We start from the raw sequence: 13,706 nt of genomic DNA, 5'->3' as shown, positions 1-13,706 counted from the left end.
GGCTTTTTTATGGGAGTGCCCTTTATGGGTCAGAAAGTCGCGGGCACCTGCTTTGTGAAGGTCGACGGCGATCAGCTGGTGATCACCGGCGGCGTGGAATGCCCGCTGTCGGACACAAAACGCGAAACGATCACGCGGGGCTACTTCAAGGAAGAAGACCTGATCCCCTATGTGGTGGTCGATGCGGTGAAAACCGCCAATTTCCCCCGGGCCAAGCTGGCCAACGGGACCAATATGACCATCACCGCCGAGCTGGCAGACGGCTCGGTGTATGTGCTGAGCGGCGCGTACCAAGTGGATGAGTCCAAAGTGACCGGCGATGACGCCAAGGTCTCGCTCAAATTCGAAGGCATCCAAGGAGACTGGCAGTAATGACCACTGTAACTCACACCCTCGCTACCCCAATCCAGGCCCATGGTGAAGAGGTCACCGAACTGACCTTGCGCCGCCCGACCGTGCAGGAGTGCCGCGCAATCAAGGCGTTGCCCTACGTCGTTGGTGAGAGCGGCCACCCGATCATGGAGGTGGAAGCGGTCGGCAAGTACATCGCGATCTGCGCTGCCATCCCGGCCAGTTCGGTGAACCAGCTGGACCTGGCTGACCTGAACACCATCGGCTGGCTGATCGTGGGTTTTTTCATGCCCCAAGATTCGAAGCAGTCGGCGGCCTGACCGAGCTGGCCTACGACCTTGCCTGGTGGTGGAAAGCCACCCCGGGCGAGGTGCTGGACTGGACCCTCGACACGCTGTTCGAGAGTGAGGAAAACGCGTGGCGCATCAACGCGCTGAATGGGGGAGGCGGTGGCGGATAAATTCCAACTCAAGGCGCTGATTACCGGCGTCGACAAGCTGTCACCGGTGCTTAACGGTGTTCGCAAAAACGCCGCGGTGCTGCGCAAGCAGTTGAACAGCTCGGGCCTTGGCAAGATCACCTTCGGTGAGGCCCTGCAGGGCGGTGCGATTGCGGCCCCGTTCGTGATGGGTGTGAAGGCGGCCATTGGCTTTGAAAGCGCCATGGCCGACGTCAAGAAGGTGGTCAACTTCGAGTCGCCGGCGCAGTTCAAGGCCATGAGCGACGACGTGCTGAACCTGTCTGAGCGGCTGCCCATGGCGGCCGAGGGCATCGCGCAGATTGTCGCCGCCGGCGGCCAGTCCGGCATTGCCCGGGAAGAGCTGAACCAGTTCGCCGAAGACGCCGTGAAAATGGGCGTCGCCTTCGATCAGACGGCCTCTGAGTCCGGGGAAATGATGGCGAAGTGGCGGACGGCGTTCCGCATGAACCAGACCGAAGTGGTCGCGCTGGCCGATCGGATCAACTACCTGGGCAACACCGGGCCGGCAAACACCAAGCAGATTTCCGCGATCATCACCGAAGTGGGCGCGTTGGGCGAGGTGGCGGGCCTGTCATCGGCGCAGGTGGCGGCCATCGGCGCGACCATGGCCGGCGTCGGCGTTAAGCAGGACGTGGCGGCGACCGGCATCAAGAACTTCATGTTGGCGATGACCAAGGGCTCGGCGGCCACTAAGGCGCAGGCCGAGGCCTTCAAGTCGCTGCGCCTGGATTCCAAGCATGTCGCGGACGCGATGCAGAAAGACTCCCAGGCGACCATGTTGGACCTGCTCAAGCGGATTTCCCAGGTGGACGCGGCCAAGCGTCCGGCGCTGCTGACCAATCTTTTTGGCAGCGAGTCGGTGGCGGCCATTACGCCACTGGTGACCAACCTGCAGTTGCTGAGTGGCAACCTGACGAAGGTGGGCGACGCTACGGCCTATGCCGGCTCGATGGAAGCCGAGTACAAGTCGCGGTCGGAAACAACGGCCAACGCCATGCAGCTGCTGCAGAACCGGGTAACCCGCCTGGGTATCACGGTCGGTAGCATGCTGCTGCCCCCGCTCAACGACTTCATGGCGACGGTGGGGCCGATCATCAGCGGCGTGACCAGCTTGGCCGGGGCGCATCCCTGGCTGATCAAAGGGCTGCTGGGTGCGGCGGTGGGCTTCACCGTACTGCGCTTGGCCACGGCCGGGGCCTCGGCGGCGCTGGCCCTGATGAACGGGGTCGCGAGTATGAGCCCGGTGGGCATGATCGTCCGGGGTATCGCCATTGCCGCCGGTGTCCTGATTGCCAACTGGTCGACCGTGGCGCCGTACTTCCAAGCGGTATGGGACAAGATCAAGGCCCCGGCGATGGCGGTGTGGGAGTGGATGAAAACCGCTTTCGCCTGGTCACCGCTGGGCCAGATCGTCGCCAACTGGGAGCCGCTGACGGCGTTCTTCGGCGCGCTGTGGGAGCTGGTCAAAGCCCTGTCGGTGCCGTTCTTCGACTTCCTCAAGTCGGTCTTTGACTGGTCGCCGCTGGGTTTGATCATCAAGCACTGGGAGCCCATCACCGGCTTTTTCAAGGGGGTCTGGGACAAGCTGCGACCCATTATCGAGCCCATGATGAAATTCCTGGGCTTCGACAGTGAGTCGAGCGGCGACGGCGTGATCAGCGCGGCGACGGCCAAGGTCAACGACTGGGCCGAGCAGCAGAAGGCGCGCAACGCTGCCGGCGAGCCGGTACCGGGGGCGCTGGTCAAGCCGATGGCGCAGCCGGTGCAACTGATGCCCGAAGCCACCAGCGTGGCCAGCCTGATGCGTGCGCCGAATCAGCCGGGACCGTGGGCGGCGATGCCGCTGTCGGCCTCGCAGATGGCCGAGCATGCACAAGAAAGCCTGGCCAAAGGGCTGACCCCGCAGGAGGCGGCGAAACGCGCTGAAATGGGCCTGCTGTCGCGTCCTGGGCAAACCAGTCTGTCGGCGCCGGCACCCGGTGCCCTGGCCGCGTCGCGGGGTTCCCTGGTGCAGCAGGCGGCCCAGGCCAGCAAAGCCCAGCTGGAAGGGCAAATGGTCGTGCGCTTCGACAACGCACCGCCGGGCATGCGGGTGGAGCAGGCCGACACCAACCAACCCGGGCTGCAGGTCAGCCCACAAGTGGGCTACCGATCCTTGGGGAGGGCGTCATGAGTACCTGGCGGGATCAGCTGCACCCGGCCTCATTCCGGGGCGTGCCGTTCCACGTCGACAACGACAGCATGCCGGCGGGACGGCGCACACAGACGCATGAGTATCCGCAGCGGGACAAGCCGCTGGTGGAAGACCTGGGCCGCGTCACGCGGGAAATCAAGCTGGCCGCCTTCGTAATCGGGGAGGACTGCTATTTCCAACGTGACAACCTGCTCAACGCCCTGGACAAGCCCGGGGCGGGCGAGCTGGTCCACCCCTGGTATGGCCGGCTGACGGCCACCGCGACGGTCTGTAGCGTCAGCCATGAGCGCCGTGAAGGCGGCATGGTCCGCTTTGACCTGGTGTTTGTGGAGGACGGCGAGAAGGGCTTTCCTGCCGGCGTGCCGAACACGGCGCGGCAGCTGGAGGACTCATCGGAAAGCCTGCTTGAGTCGGCGATTGCCCGGTACAAGGCCGCCATGGCGGTGGTCAACCGGGCGCGCCTGGCCGTGGTCGCGCTGCAGAACGGTGTGGCCGGGGTGCAGATGGCCATTGCCTCGGAGCTTCGCCAACTGACGGGCCTGGTCAGCTCGGTGGAGGCGCTGGCCGACATGCTGATTAACGCCCCGGGCAACTTCGCGGCGATGATCCGGGGCCAGTTCGCCAGTGTCGGCGGCAGTTCACGGTCGTCGGGATATCGCTGGGGGCCGTCCAGCGGCGGCGAGTCGGCCAGCCTGGAGGCTGACCCGGAGTTTGCCCGCACCGTCGCGGCGCTGCCCGAGGCGACGCCGGAGTTTGCCAGCTTCGCCGAGTCCGGCCGGGCCATCACCGGCCAGGTGGAGCAGGCCCGCCAGTTGGCCAACGCGCCGCCGCCGGCCGGAGGAACCGACACCGCCGCCGTGGTCACCGCTGCCCGCGAGCTGGTGCGCGATGCACTGATCGCTCTGGCTGTGCGCGAGGCGGTGGCCATGCCGGTGGTGCAGGCGCCCGAGCCGTTGACCGGTTTCGCCACCCTGGAGCAGCAGGTGGTGGCCCCGATCCAGCGCCCCGAGGTGCCGGTGACAGCCGATGTGGTCGCGCTGCGTGACGCCATCAGTGACGCCCTTTGGCTGGCCGCGCTGGCGTCGCCGGTCGAGCATGTCGAGCGGCTGGAGGTGGTGCGCAACCAGGTGCGGGCGCACTTGACCGAAGTGGCCCGCGCCGGCGTGCGGCTGGCCGAGGTCACCACGCGGGAAAGCCTGCCGGCGGTGGTGCTGGCGTACCAGCGCTATGGCGACGCCACCCGCGCCGAGGAAATCGTTACGCGTAACAAGGTGCAGCACCCGGGCTTTCTGCCTGTCGGCGCGCTGACCATCGCTCGAGAGTGAATCCATGGACAACCAAAATGCTGTCACGTTGAGCGTGAACGGCCTGGACTATCGCGGCTGGAAGAAAGTCAGCATCAGTGCCGGCATCGAACGCCAGGCCCGGGATTTTCGCCTGGGTGTGACATGGAGCTGGCCGGGCCAGGTGCAGGAAATCCCGGTGCGCCAGGGTGACCGCTGCGAAGTGCGGATCGGTGCCGACCTGGTGCTGACGGGTTGGGTGTTCGGCACGCCGATCAGCTACGACGCCCGCAGCGTCGAACGGTCGGTCGCCGGCCGCTCGCTGACCGCCGACCTGGTGGACTGCTCGGCGGTGAACAAGCCCGGCCAGTGGCGCGGGCAGAGCGTGCAGAAGATCGTGCAGGCGCTGGCTGAGCCCTACGGGGTGCGGGTGCTGAGTGAGGTGGCGGAAACCACCAAGCTGGCCGACCACCAGATAGAGCCCGGCGAAACCGCCTTCGAGTCCATCGACCGCCTGCTGACGCTGTCGCGGCTGCTATCGACCGATGACGCCCGGGGGCGGGTGGTGATCATCAAGCCGGGCAGCGCCGGCCGCGCCGTCGACCGCCTGGAACTGGGGCAGAACCTGTTGACCGGCAGCGCCGAGCTGGATTTCTCGGGGGTGTTTTCCGAGTACCGCGTCACTGGCCAGCGCTCAGGCACCGACACTGACTACGGCGCGGCGGCTAGCGAAGTGAAGGCCGGCGTCACCGATCCGCGCGCCACCCGGCGGCGGGTGCTGCTGATCCACGAAAGTGGCCAGATGACCCCGGAGCTGGCTCAGGCGCGGGCCAACTGGGAGCGCGGCAGCCGCATGGGCAAGGCGCTGACCCTACGCTACAAAATCCAGGGATGGCGGCAGTCCACCGGCGCCCTGTGGGTGCCGAACATGATCGTGCGCGTGGTCGACCCGCTGATCGGCATCGACCGCGACATGCTCATCAGCGAAATCGAGTACGTGCTCGATGACGCCGGCACCGTGGCCAACATCGTGGTAGGGCCGCCGGATGGCTTCGACCCTGAGCCGAAAGACCCGCACAAGTCGCGCAAGCTCAAGAAGGGCGGCAAGGCCGACAACTTCGAATACCTGATCCCCGCCGACTGGAAGCCTGGCCAATGAAACCCATGAGAAATTTTCTCGCCCGGGGCGTGGTCGCCCTGGTCGATGCTGGCCGCAAGCTGCAGGGCCTGCAGATGCGCCTGACCGCCGACGAAGTGAAAGACGGCATGGAGCACTTCGAGCCCTACGGCTTTACGTCCAACCCGCTGCCCGGCGCCGAGGCCCTGGCGGCGTTCCTGGGCGGCGACCGCTCCCATGGGGTGGTCGTCTGCGTCGCCGACCGGCGCTTTCGCCTGCAGGCGCTCAAGAGCGGTGAGGTGGCTATTTACACCGACGAGGGCGACCGCCTGCACTTCAAGCGCGGCCGCGTGATCGAGATCGAGACGCTGACGCTCAAGATCAAGGCCGATACGGCCGTGGAGTTCGATACACCGGTGATCCGCACCACGGGCCAGATCGTGTCGCAGGGCGACCAGATCGCCGCCGGCGTCAGCCAGGTCAACCACCCGCATGAGGGAGTGGCGAAGGGTAACCAGCAGAGCGGTAAGCCGGTGGTGACGGCATGACGCTGCTCGATGCCGAGTCCGAACGCGCCTGGCAGCGCGCCGTGGTGATCAGCCTGTTGACCTGGCGCCGCGCCGACGACGGCGACCTGCTGGACGACGACCAGCGTTACGGCTGGTGGGGCGACACGTTCCCGACCCTGGCCAATGACCGCATCGGGTCACGCCTGTGGCAGCTACGCCGGCGCACGCTGACCGACGACACGGTGCGCACGGCCGAGGCGTTCGCCCGCGAGGCGCTGCAGTGGACGGTGGATGACGACCGGGTGAGCGCCGTTACGGTAACGGCGTCGCGCAAGGCCGACCGCCTCGACATGCAGGTGCAAGTCGGCCTGCGCGATGGCCCGGTGATCGATGTTCAACTAGACAACCTGTGGCAGGTGATCAATGCCGTTTGAAATCCCAACATTGCCCGCCCTGGTGGCCAGGGCACAGGCCGATTTGGCCGGCGGCAGCGCCCTGGTCCGTTCTGACGCCGAGGTGCTGGCCCGCGTGCTGGGCGCGGCCTCGTCCGGCCGCTACGGCCATCAGCGCTACATCGCCGACCAGATCCTGCCGGACACGGCCGACGACGAAACCCTACTGCGCATGGCCCGGGCGCGGCTTAAGCGGGGGCGCCTGGAGGCCGTGAAGGCCAGCGGGGCGGCCAGCTTCACCGGCGCCGCCTCGGCGCTGCTCGACGCCGGCACGCTGCTGCAGCGCGATGATCAGGTGCTGTTCAGGGTGCGGGCCTCGGTCAAGCTGAGCAGCACGGATGGCGTCGCCCAGGTCGAAGCCCTGGAACCGGGCGAACTGGGCAACACGCCCGCCGGCACCCCGCTGCGCGTAGTGTCGCCGGTGCTGGGGGTCAATGATACGTTCACCGTGGCAGCGCCGGGCCTGACCGGCGGCACCGAGCAGGAGAGTATCGAGGCGCTGCGCGCTCGGGTGATCCGCTCGTACCGGGTCATTGCCCACGGCGGCAGCAAGAGCGATTACGAGACCTGGGCGCTGGAGGTCGCCGGGGTGACCCGGGCTTGGGTTGTGCGGCGCTGGGTGGGGCCGGGAACGGTGGGATTGTTCTTCGTGCGCGATGGCGATATCGACATCATCCCCAACGCTGAGGCCCTGGCGACCGTTGCGGCCTACATCGAGCAAGAGCGCCCGGTGACAGCCGAGGTGTACGTGCTGCCCCCGGCAGAGAAGCCGGTGCAGTACCAGCTGACAGTCACCCCGGACAGCAGCGCGGTCCGCCGCGCTGTGGAAGCCGCCCTGGTGGACCTGCACAACCGTGAATCGGAGCTGGGCGCCACGTTGCTGGCCACCCACATTGCCGAGGCCATCAGTGGCGCCACGGGTGAACGTGATCACTCCGTCATCAGCCCCGCCGGCGACGTGCAGGCGGCCCCTAATGAGCTGCTGACCTATGGGGGTGTGCTGTGGTCGTGAGGACGGTGCAGGACTACTACGCGCAGTTGTGCGCGCTGCTGCCGCCGGGGCCGGCATGGGATCGCGAGTTCAACCCAGGCGTTGACCAGGTGCTGCAGGCGGCGGCTCATGAGCTGGCCACCGAGGATCGCCGCGCCGCTGACCTGCTGGCCGAGAGCGAACCCGCCACCGTGCGCGAGCTGGTCCCCGATTGGGAGCGGGTCATGCAACTACCCGACCCCTGCATGGGCGATTCGCCGGCGTTTGCCGATCGGCAACTGGCCGTGCGCCGCCGGCTGCTGGAGGTGGGCGGGCAGACGCCGGCCTACTTCGTTGAACTGGCCTTTTCGCTGGGCTACCGCAATGCCCGCGTGGTCGAGCACCGGGCGCCGCGCTTCGGCCGGTCGCGGTACGGCTCGGCCCGCTTCGGTACCTGGGGCGCGCAATTCATGTGGACCCTGGAGACGGGGCCGCGCCTGGCCCAGGGCAGCCGCTTCGGCTTCAGCCATTGGGGGCAGACCTTCGGCGGCGCCGCCAACGGCGCGCTGGAGTGCCTGGTCAGCCGCGCCGCCCCGGCGCACACCCTTGAAACCATTACCTACGGATAACGCGATATGGACTACCCGAAACGCATTCCCAATGTCGGCCTTGTTGGCGGCAAGTTCGTGGACGAGAACGTCAGCACGGGCCTGCCGGGCTCGCTGATCCCCTCGGCCTGGGGCAATGCCGTCACCGACGAGCTGTTGGCCGTGATCAAGGCTGCCGGCCTCACACCGAGCGAGGACGACAACGCCCAACTGCTGCAGGCCATTCAGGGGCTCGCCGCCAGTGACGTCAAGCGCGCTGTGCGGGTGGCTACCACCGGCCCCATTGCTTTGTCTGGCCTGCAGACCATTGACGGCGTGGCCCTGGCGGCCGGTGACCGGGTGCTGGTGAAGGACCAGGCCAACGCCTCGCAAAATTGGATCTACAACGCCGCCGCCGGGGCCTGGGTGCGGGCGCTCGATGCCAACGACAGCGCAGAATGCACGCCGGGCCACCTGATCATCGTGCAGGCCGGTACGGCTTACGCAGGGTCGATGTGGCAGCTGAGCAACACCGCACCGCCGCAGGTCGGTACCACGGCGCTGACCTTCGCCCAGCTGTTCGGCAATACGGGCGTGGTCGCTGGCAGCTACCGGCAGGTTACGGTCGATGCACTAGGCAGGGTCACCGTCGGTAGCAACCCTACGACGCTGGGCGATTACGGTATCACTGATGCCTACAACAGACAGCAGGTGGACACGGCGCTGGCCCAGAAAGCCCCGCTTGCCAGTCCTGCCTTTACCGGCGTGCCAACGGCAGTTACGGCAACGAAGGGCACCAAAACCACCCAGCTGGCCACGACAGAGTTTGTGCAGAACGAAGTCGTAAGCAGATTAGTCGTGGGGGCTGTCAGCCGCCAACAGCCCGTGCTGGCCTCGCCGGTTAACGGCTCTGATTACTCGGCCGGCGCGACGTTGATCCGCGAGGCGGGGGAAATTGGCGCATCCAACCCCGTGGAAGTGCGTGATGACTATGCGCCTGCGATCGGCTTCAGCTGGCAGGGCAAGGCCTCGGGCAAGCTCAGCATGGACTATACCGGCGCCCTCAAGTGGAACGGCTCGCCGCTGCTGTCCTCGGCTGCGCTGATGGCATATGGCATCGGCGGGCAAGCGACCTCGACCGAAACGGACTTAAACAAGTACAAAACCGGCGGCAAGTTCATCACCCCGGCCTCGGGCCTTGCAGGTCTGCCGCAAGGCTGGGCGCAAGGTCGCCACGTTATCGATGTCAGCGGGGGAGATGCCTATTGCGAGCAGACCCTGAACGGCATCGGGGCGAACAACGGACGTAAGGCCTGGCGGGTCTGGGATGGCTCTGCGTGGAGTGGCTGGTTCGATGCGTTCAGCTACCAGCTGGAGGCCACACTCACCGACATGGTGAACAAGAGCTCGTACAACACCTACGTTTCGCCGCGACGGTTCGCGGATGTTGCGTTTGGCATGAATCAGTCGCCGCAGGACATGACTGCCAACCGAAATTGGGGGGTCAATTATCCCAACACCACGAACAAGACGATCTGGGTCTCCGTCCACGTTCGCGACCCAGGTGGTGGGAACCTGTCTGCCAGTCTCCACATCAATGGAAGTCCTTGGGCCAAAGCGTTCATGACAGGGGGGAGTGAGACGACGCTTGAAGGTCCGGTGCCGCCAGGTGGAACTGCCGGGATGTTCCGTGAAGACGGCAATGACCTGATTATGAAATGGAGTGAATACCGATGAACAAGCACTATCGACAGAAGGGAACGAACCAGGTCTATGCCTACGCGGCGGACGGTTCTGAGGACGCATTCAAGGTCAAGGACCTGGTGCTGATGACTGACGCCGAGTTGCAGGCCTATTTGAACCCGCCGAGGACACGAGAGCAGATCGAAGCTACCGAGCGGGTATGGCGCGATTCTGCAGTGAGCGACGTGCTGTGGTTACGCGAACGCCATCGTGACGAACAGGATCTGCAGCGCAGCACCACGCTTACCGGCGAGCGCTTCGCCGAGCTGCTGGCCTACCTACAGTCCCTGCGTGACTGGCCCCAGTCGGAGCAGTTCCCGGAGATCAAGCACCGGCCTGTCGCGCCGCCCTGGATCGCCGAACAAACCCAATGAAGCCCCGCACTGACGGGGCTTTTTCTTGCCTGGAGAAAACCATGACTCAATTACTTCCTCGCGGCGTGCGCAATCGCAACCCGGGAAACATCGATTTCAATCCCGCCAACAACTGGGTTGGCCAGATCGGTAAAGAGCCCGGCGGCCGATTCTGTACCTTCGACACTCCGGAGAATGGGATTCGTGCGCTCGGCAAGCTTTTGCAGACCTACTACAACAAGCATGGCCTGCGCACTGTTGCGGCGATCATCAAACGCTGGGCACCGGAGGTAGAGAACGACACCGATGCCTACATTCGCACCGTGGCGCAGCGCTGTGGCCTTGCCCCGAGCGATCCGATCAAGGACATCAAGAACCTGCTGATCCTGGGCGGCCTGGTGCACGCGATCATCAAGCACGAGAACGCGAACTACGAGTATCCGGCGGCGGTGTTCGCTGAGGGCTTGCGAAGGGCGCTGGGATGAACACTTGGAACGTGCGCGTGATTGCGCTGCTGGCTGTGGTCGGTTCGTACTGGTTCGTCTACCAGCATGGGCGGTCAGTTGAGCGCGCCCAGGCCGCCACAGCATCAGCACAGCGGGACAGTGGCGACCGACTGGCTGAGATGCTGGGTGAGCGAGGGGAGCGGGCAAAGGAGCAACAGCGCGTCGAAGCGCAAGAGGAGGTGAGTGCGCATGCTCAGGAACAACGAACGATCGCTGAAGGCGCTGCTGCTGGTGCCCATGCTGCTGGTCAGCGGCTGCGTGACGAAGCCGGCAAGCTCGCTGCCTCCGTCGGTTGCTCCGGCCCGGATCCCGCAGTTGCCGCTCGAAGCGAGGCAGCCCGACGCGCCGCAATGGTGCTCTCCGACTTGCTCGCACGGGCTGATGCTCGAGCGGGAGAGCTGGCGGCAGCGTTTGACCGCGCCAGAATAGCTGGGCTTGCCTGTGAGAAATCCTATAATGCCTTGGTTAAGCCGCCAGGATAGGCTTCGGCCGTTCGAGGCGGGGATGAAGGTGTGAGTATTTTGCTCTGTTCAGGTCGAAAGGACGTCGTCGATGCGTAGTTTGTTCATGTGTGCGGCACTGTGTTTGTCAGCCGTAGCCCAAGGTTCGAATTTTGAAATGGACAGTGCAAAGCCGCAGGTACTGAAAGTGGATCGTTGTGCGAATGCTGCGTTTATTGCTGTATCCATTTTGGAAGACAGTGATGATGGAGTTAAACAACATCTCGCATTAACGGGCGCTTTGGAGGGACTGAGCAAAGGTAAGCTGGGAGAGGCAACACCTACTGCGCTGGAACTGAAGGTCACCCATCAGTATGCCTATCGAGAGTCTATTGGTATGCCCAGGCCCTTCGGCAAGCGTGAACATGACTGGTTGATCGCCCAAGCGGCAGGGGGATGTGTCATGTGGATGCCGCTTGAGGGGTAGAGGCTAGGGCTTGATGCGCCGCAGCGCGATCAGCACGTTTCGGCAGGAGAATGTCGTGAAACGAACCATCGAAGGAATGATTGAGGCGGGAGAGCCACTTATCCGTGAGGCCATTGAGGCTTTGCGTGCCTACCATAACGCTCAGGACGCTGGAGGTTCGGTAGAAGAGATCGAGCGCTTACGGCTTATCGCGGAATCCTCATTCCAAGCGGTGACCGATTATCAGCTTTACGCCTTGGGTCATCAGCCACTACCCCGCCATTGAGCTTCGTTTCGCTCAACAGGGCATCGGGCTGCTATGGCCCGCAGGTCATGCACATGCAGCGATGGGTTGGGCTGCTCGATTCAGCCTGCCGATAGCTTCATGCAGCTCAAGCAGTATTGCTGCGAATCGTTCCGATTTCTGTCGTTTTCTGTGCTTGAAATTATTTCTTACAACTAGACCTTGGTATTATTTCTTTTTGCAGGAAGATCCGGATGAGCGGTAGTGAGCCCCAATTTCTTGCTCGGAGGACATTATGTAATCTCGCCGACATTTAGCGCTAGGCTTCGTGGGGGCTTTGGGGTGGTAGAGCAAGAGCAAAATCTGGTCATTGCTGACTGGACGGGTAGGTACCTTGGTGCGGGCGTGCTACGAGAGTCAGAATATGATCAAGCCCTGGCAGTAGCCCAGCGTCTTCAGCATTCCGGCTTGGTAAGCTCAACTGAGTGGATTGCAATGGTTCGCCAGGCCAATGCAGCGCTGCTGATGTGCGCTGAAGGCGACTGGACTTAGCCGGTTTCGTCTTATTCAGAAAAGAAAAAGCCCGCAGGGGAGCGCGGGCGAACGTAGGGGATCGGATGAGCCTTCACCATGCGGCATTGAGTGTGAAAAAAGCGTGAAGGCAAAAAACCTGAATCTCCCGTGGTTTCCTATGCACTCTCCAAACTCAGGAAATAGCGTTTCTCATACCCTAGTGGAGACAGCTGCAAAGTACTGCTGTGTCGGAGAAACTCTAAGATAGTGTCGTGAAACGGAGGCTCTGGAGGGCCTACGCGCTCCTAAAAGCGCGTAACACTGTGGTGCCCCTACCGATGAGGTTGTGGATTTACGCCCAATCGCGGAGTTGTCATCCGAGGCTGTGACGGCCTAACAGCTATAGTCGCGTGACCATCAGGAACTCATACGTTCCTTATAGTATTAGGTGACTATATATAAGTTGAGATTGTTGAGTGTTTTGACGTGTTGTGAGGCTGGGCTATATTGGAGGGGCTGTAAGCAAATTTTTGATATTTTCAGGGAGAGAATAATGTCAGCCCAAAGCATGGTTCTTGCTCGTAATGACTTTGAGAGTATTATTGATGATATGGCTGCCCATTTCAAAAGTGATAGGCGGGCACAAGGCTACAGTGCGGAATCGAAGGCGCTGAATGAGCTGTATGAAAGCTTGCAGCCAGTGTCGTTGGCTGTAAGTTATGTTTCCGATGGTGGGAATGATCAGGTCATTGATCGGTTTGTTGGTGACTGCAAGGCGGACTTGAATTCCGATAGTGCTGGTTTTCACGGCAAGACTTCTGAGTATACTAAGGCGCTAGAGTCCTCGAATAATCAGGATGACTTTAGCAGGAAAATTGACGAAATGGCCGATAAGGCCAAAAGGGATAATGCGGCGGCAATTGATCGTTGGCGTGATAAGGCTAAGGAGATTTATAAAGAAAACCCTGGGGCCGGTAATGCGATCGTCTTTGCCTTTCAGAGCGTGTGCTCGCTGGCTAACAAGGTGTATAGTGCAATTATTGATTTTTTCAGTTCGATAATCCAAAGTGTTGCTAAGTGGCTGGCTAATGCTTGGTCCTCCATTAAAAACTTTTTCTCTGATGTCGGGAACGTGATATCAGGTTGGTTCTAGTGGGTGTGGCCTGCTCTCGCTTTTTCTTGTTGAGGGCAGGCCCTTGCGCTTTCGGTGGTGATCTGTGGCTTTGATATGCTCGTTTGGCGTGACGGTTGCCATTGATTTTTAGGGGCTTTTCATGAGTTTTTGCTTTATAAAATAAACCGCATGATTTGCTGCTGCAGTTCCTGGTGTTCTCCCACGCTAGGCGTCCTTTTAATGTTCTGGTCAATCCATAGGGGTTGTCCCATGATAAGAACTAAAGAAGGGGTGGGTGACTCTAGAGAGATACTTGTTCGGGAGGCTCTGGAGGGGTTGCGTGCATATAGAGATGCTAAAGATAATAAGGCGCCCTTTTGCGA

16 protein-coding genes are annotated in these 13,706 nt (G+C 62.6%); all 16 read left to right on the top strand.

Going from position 1 to position 13,706, the window contains the following annotated elements:
• Window positions 1-24: 24 nt before the first annotated feature.
• The 16 genes from HU751_RS22625 to HU751_RS22550 all read left to right on the top strand — a co-directional run bounded on the left by HU751_RS22625 (window position 25) and on the right by HU751_RS22550 (window position 13,362).
• On the top strand, window positions 25-372 hold the full coding sequence (locus tag HU751_RS22625) for a phage tail tube protein (RefSeq protein ID WP_186733650.1): 348 nt from the start codon (window positions 25-27) through the stop codon (window positions 370-372).
• The gene (locus HU751_RS22620; RefSeq protein WP_104444102.1) at window positions 372-671 is read left to right on the top strand and encodes a phage tail assembly protein; all 300 of its coding nucleotides are present in this window, start codon (window positions 372-374) and stop codon (window positions 669-671) included. Before HU751_RS22625 ends, HU751_RS22620 begins: the two co-directional genes overlap by 1 nt.
• A gap of 117 nt (window positions 672-788) precedes the next feature.
• Window positions 789-3,005 carry a phage tail tape measure protein gene (locus HU751_RS22615; protein ID WP_189657361.1) on the top strand — a complete coding sequence of 739 codons (2,217 nt, stop codon included), beginning with the start codon at window positions 789-791 and terminating at the stop codon, window positions 3,003-3,005.
• Window positions 3,002-4,351: a DNA circularization protein gene (locus HU751_RS22610; protein ID WP_186733651.1), complete on the top strand. Its 1,350-nt coding sequence runs from the start codon at window positions 3,002-3,004 to the stop codon at window positions 4,349-4,351. The genes HU751_RS22615 and HU751_RS22610 overlap by 4 nt, the downstream gene beginning before the upstream one ends.
• A 4-nt stretch (window positions 4,352-4,355) precedes the next feature.
• Entirely contained in the window at window positions 4,356-5,468 is a 1,113-nt protein-coding gene (locus tag HU751_RS22605) for a phage baseplate assembly protein (protein WP_110698321.1), read from the top strand.
• A complete protein-coding gene (locus HU751_RS22600; protein ID WP_186733652.1) occupies window positions 5,465-5,974 on the top strand; it encodes a phage baseplate assembly protein V in 510 nt (169 codons plus the stop codon). The genes HU751_RS22605 and HU751_RS22600 overlap by 4 nt, the downstream gene beginning before the upstream one ends.
• On the top strand, window positions 5,971-6,369 hold the full coding sequence (locus tag HU751_RS22595; protein ID WP_186733653.1) for a phage GP46 family protein: 399 nt from the start codon (window positions 5,971-5,973) through the stop codon (window positions 6,367-6,369). The genes HU751_RS22600 and HU751_RS22595 overlap by 4 nt, the downstream gene beginning before the upstream one ends.
• Window positions 6,359-7,399 (top strand): baseplate J/gp47 family protein, encoded by a 1,041-nt coding sequence (locus tag HU751_RS22590; RefSeq protein ID WP_186733654.1) that lies wholly within the window; start codon window positions 6,359-6,361, stop codon window positions 7,397-7,399. Before HU751_RS22595 ends, HU751_RS22590 begins: the two co-directional genes overlap by 11 nt.
• Window positions 7,390-7,986, top strand: a complete 597-nt coding sequence (locus tag HU751_RS22585; protein WP_367616985.1) for a YmfQ family protein — start codon at window positions 7,390-7,392, stop codon at window positions 7,984-7,986. The genes HU751_RS22590 and HU751_RS22585 overlap by 10 nt, the downstream gene beginning before the upstream one ends.
• Before the next feature lie 6 nt (window positions 7,987-7,992).
• A complete protein-coding gene (locus tag HU751_RS22580; RefSeq protein ID WP_186733655.1) occupies window positions 7,993-9,681 on the top strand; it encodes a hypothetical protein in 1,689 nt (562 codons plus the stop codon).
• A complete protein-coding gene (locus tag HU751_RS22575) occupies window positions 9,678-10,061 on the top strand; it encodes a tail fiber assembly protein (RefSeq protein WP_186733656.1) in 384 nt (127 codons plus the stop codon). The genes HU751_RS22580 and HU751_RS22575 overlap by 4 nt, the downstream gene beginning before the upstream one ends.
• 41 nt (window positions 10,062-10,102) lie before the next feature.
• Complete coding sequence (locus HU751_RS22570; RefSeq protein WP_186733657.1) at window positions 10,103-10,525, top strand: structural protein; 423 nt, start codon at window positions 10,103-10,105, stop codon at window positions 10,523-10,525.
• Window positions 10,526-10,735: 210 nt separating this feature from the next.
• Window positions 10,736-10,975, top strand: coding sequence for a hypothetical protein (locus HU751_RS27415; RefSeq protein ID WP_496197680.1), 240 nt, complete (start codon window positions 10,736-10,738; stop codon window positions 10,973-10,975).
• 123 nt (window positions 10,976-11,098) lie between these two features.
• Entirely contained in the window at window positions 11,099-11,473 is a 375-nt protein-coding gene (locus tag HU751_RS22560) for a hypothetical protein (RefSeq protein WP_225933369.1), read from the top strand.
• A 76-nt stretch (window positions 11,474-11,549) separates the two neighbouring features.
• Window positions 11,550-11,738, top strand: coding sequence for a hypothetical protein (locus tag HU751_RS22555; protein WP_186733697.1), 189 nt, complete (start codon window positions 11,550-11,552; stop codon window positions 11,736-11,738).
• Window positions 11,739-12,762: 1,024 nt separating this feature from the next.
• Window positions 12,763-13,362: a hypothetical protein gene (locus tag HU751_RS22550; protein WP_186733659.1), complete on the top strand. Its 600-nt coding sequence runs from the start codon at window positions 12,763-12,765 to the stop codon at window positions 13,360-13,362.
• Window positions 13,363-13,706: the final 344 nt, after the last annotated feature.

This window comes from Pseudomonas peradeniyensis, assembly GCF_014268935.2.
Taxonomy (GTDB): domain Bacteria; phylum Pseudomonadota; class Gammaproteobacteria; order Pseudomonadales; family Pseudomonadaceae; genus Aquipseudomonas; species Aquipseudomonas peradeniyensis.
The sequence above is the reverse complement of the archived record's forward strand: the minus strand, read 5'-3'. Positions and strand labels throughout refer to the sequence as shown.